Here is a 2856-nt window from a genome sequence, read left to right as displayed (position 1 = left end):
ACGTCGGCTTTTGCAGATGCGATAACTTTATCGCCTACAGCCAAACGCTGAGGAGCAAGGATATACGCCTGCTCACCATCTTCATACTTCACAAGCGCGATAAACGCGGTGCGGTTCGGGTCATATTCGATACGCTCTACGGTAGCGGATACGTCAAACTTATTGCGTTTGAAATCAACGATACGATAGAGACGTTTTGCCCCGCCGCCTCGGCGGCGTGATGTGATCCGTCCGGTGTTGTTCCGACCGCCTGATTTCGTCAAACCTTCAGTGAGGGATTTGACGGGGCGACCTTTCCAAAGCTCCGAACGGTCGATCAGAACCAACCCGCGTTGGCCAGGCGTAGTCGGTTTATACGACTTGAGTGCCATTCTTTCTGTCTTCCGTTTGCTCTGGGCCTTGTTGCGCTCTCTCGTGAGCGCGACCCGTTCCGTTTAGGCCCGAGTTATAAAACCCGTTCCGCACAAAATGGCCCACGCGACCGTCCGAATCGGACAGCCTCGGACCGTTTTCCATCCAAGATACTGATGTAACAGTACTTTTTTGAATAAAACCGGCCCCCACTACATCAGCGGGGGCCGAGATTTCCGTTTCTCTATCAGAGACCTGTCGAGACGTCGATAGAATTGCCGTCTTCGAGCGTCACATAGGCCTTTTTAACGTCCTTACGTTTGCCGGCAGTGCCGCGAAAACGTTTGGTTTTGCCTTTGGTAATCGCTGTGTTGACCGCTTTGACCTTTACACCAAAGAGCGTTTCAACGGCCTCTTTGATCTGTGGTTTATTGGCATCGATCGCTACTTCGAAAACAACTGCACCGTGCTCGGACGCCATTGTTGCCTTCTCGGTGATGATCGGCTTGCGGATCACATCGTAGAGTTCTGCTTTGTTGGTCATTTCAAACGAGCCTCCAGAGCTTCAATACCTGACTTTGTGATCACGAGAGTGTCACGCTTCAGGATATCATACACGTTAGCGCCCATTGTCGGCAAAATGTCGATGCCAGCGATGTTCGCAGCCGCAGCTTTGAAGTTCGCATCAATTTCGGCACCGTCAATTACCAGAACGCGTTTCCAACCCTGTTCTTTGATCGCTTTAGCAAGCAATGCAGTTTTGGCGCCTGCGAGTTTCGCATCCTCCAAAACAACCAGATTGCCAGTCGCAGCTTTCGCAGACAGCGCGTGCTTCAGACCAAGCTTACGGAATTTCTTCGTAAGATCGTGACCGTGCGAACGCGGAGTCGGGCCCTTATAAATACCACCTTTACGGAAGATCGGCGCCTTGCGAGACCCGTGGCGTGCGCCACCGGTGCCTTTTTGGCGATAGATCTTTTTAGTGGAGTAAGACACTTCCGAACGGGTCTTCACCTTGTGAGTGCCGGCCTGTGCGTTGTTACGCTGCCAACGGACCACACGGTGCAAGATGTCGGCGCGTGGCTCCAGACCGAAGAGTGCTTCGTCCAGATCCAAAGTGCCGGCAGTGCCGCCTTCAAGTTTGATTACGTCAAGTTTCATGCTTCACCTCCTTCAACCGGAGCGTCTGCGGCAGGAGCCTCAGAAACTGCAGCAGCGGCAGCAGATTTCAGACCGGCGGGAAGCGGCGCGTTCTCAGGGAACGGCTTTTTCACGGCGTCTTTAACGGTGACCCAGCCACCCTTAGAGCCAGGAACGGCGCCTTTAACCATGATCAAACCACGGTCAGCGTCGGTACGGACAACCTGAAGGTTCTGCGTCGTCACACGAACGGCACCCATGTGGCCCGCCATCTTCTTACCTTTGAAGACTTTGCCCGGATCTTGACACTGACCGGTCGAACCATGCGAACGGTGAGAAATCGACACACCGTGAGTAGCGCGAAGGCCCCCAAAGTTGTGACGCTTCATCGCACCAGCAAAGCCTTTACCGATCGACGTACCGGATACGTCAACAAATTGACCGTCGAAGTAATGTTCAGCGGAAATCTCTTCGCCAACGGCGATGAGGTTTGCCTCGTCTACGCGGAATTCTGCAACCTTACGCTTGGGCGCAACGTTTGCAGCGGCAAAGTGGCCGCGCATAGCTTTGGAGGTCCGCTTAGCTTTTGCGGAACCTGCACCGAGCTGAACAGCAACGTAGCCGTCGGTCTCGGTTGTCCGCTGAGCAACAACCTGAAGGTTTTCGAGCTGAAGAACAGTAACAGGAATCTGCTTTCCGTCTTCCATGAAGAGACGGGTCATGCCCACCTTCTTCGCGATTACACCAGAGCGCAACATATCTGATTGCCCCCTTATACTTTGATTTCGACGTCAACGCCGGCAGCAAGGTCGAGCTTCATGAGCGCGTCCACAGTCTGCGGTGTTGGGTCTACGATGTCGAGGAGACGCTTGTGCGTACGGATCTCGAACTGATCGCGGGATTTCTTATCGACGTGAGGGCCACGGAGAACCGTGAACTTCTCGATTTTGTTGGGAAGCGGGATCGGGCCACGAACCTGAGCGCCAGTGCGCTTTGCCGTGTTGACGATTTCCTGTGTCGACGCATCGAGGACGCGGAAATCGAATGCCTTCAGCCGAATGCGAATGTTCTGCGACATATGTCTGAGCCTTTCGCGGCTAAAAAGATTGAGAGGTCGAAATGGCACCATTGCCACCCCCACATCGAACCTAATGCAACGAGGTACGAATCCCCGTTCAGGCGTTACCCCAAAGGGCAACCAGCGCCCAATACTAGGGTGACGGGGCTATAGCAATAGTTTTCCTGAATTACCCGTATTTATGTTGGCCCATTGCTGCCTGCCACATGGACAAAAAGGCCCTGCTTATGCAGGGCCTTTTCTATTCGATCAGTCGCGTAAGGGCGCTAAGCGCTCTTATTCGATGA

Annotated in this window: 4 protein-coding genes and 1 pseudogene; all 5 read right to left on the bottom strand. The window is 53.6% G+C overall.

The annotated features are described in order from the left end of the window. A pseudogene (gene rplB, locus ACTG34_RS13510) lies at positions 1-371 on the bottom strand (50S ribosomal protein L2); the annotation flags it as partial. Positions 372-598: 227 nt separating this feature from the next. Then, the gene (locus tag ACTG34_RS13505; protein WP_062217309.1) at positions 599-895 is read right to left on the bottom strand and encodes a 50S ribosomal protein L23; all 297 of its coding nucleotides are present in this window, start codon (positions 893-895) and stop codon (positions 599-601) included. Beyond that, a complete protein-coding gene (rplD, locus tag ACTG34_RS13500; RefSeq protein ID WP_062217312.1) occupies positions 892-1512 on the bottom strand; it encodes a 50S ribosomal protein L4 in 621 nt (206 codons plus the stop codon). The genes ACTG34_RS13505 and rplD overlap by 4 nt, the downstream gene beginning before the upstream one ends. Further along, positions 1509-2249: a 50S ribosomal protein L3 gene (rplC, locus tag ACTG34_RS13495; protein ID WP_439105398.1), complete on the bottom strand. Its 741-nt coding sequence runs from the start codon at positions 2247-2249 to the stop codon at positions 1509-1511. The genes rplD and rplC overlap by 4 nt, the downstream gene beginning before the upstream one ends. 14 nt (positions 2250-2263) lie before the next feature. Further along, positions 2264-2569 carry a 30S ribosomal protein S10 gene (gene rpsJ, locus ACTG34_RS13490; RefSeq protein ID WP_062217318.1) on the bottom strand — a complete coding sequence of 102 codons (306 nt, stop codon included), beginning with the start codon at positions 2567-2569 and terminating at the stop codon, positions 2264-2266. Positions 2570-2856 lie beyond the last annotated feature (287 nt).

The organism is Celeribacter marinus (assembly GCF_965656515.1).
GTDB classification, from domain to species: domain Bacteria; phylum Pseudomonadota; class Alphaproteobacteria; order Rhodobacterales; family Rhodobacteraceae; genus Celeribacter; species Celeribacter marinus_D.
The sequence above is the reverse complement of the archived record's forward strand: the minus strand, read 5'-3'. Positions and strand labels throughout refer to the sequence as shown.

Bases quoted from the DNA above. Each gene is read 5' to 3' on its own strand.
- ACTG34_RS13505 (WP_062217309.1), bottom strand. From the start codon at position 895: ATGACCAACAAAGCAGAACTCTACGATGTGATCCGCAAGCCGATCATC.
- rplD (WP_062217312.1), bottom strand. From the start codon at position 1,512: ATGAAACTTGACGTAATCAAACTTGAAGGCGGCACTGCCGGCACTTTG.
- rplC (WP_439105398.1), bottom strand. From the start codon at position 2,249: ATGTTGCGCTCTGGTGTAATCGCGAAGAAGGTGGGCATGACCCGTCTC.
- rpsJ (WP_062217318.1), bottom strand. From the start codon at position 2,569: ATGTCGCAGAACATTCGCATTCGGCTGAAGGCATTCGATTTCCGCGTC.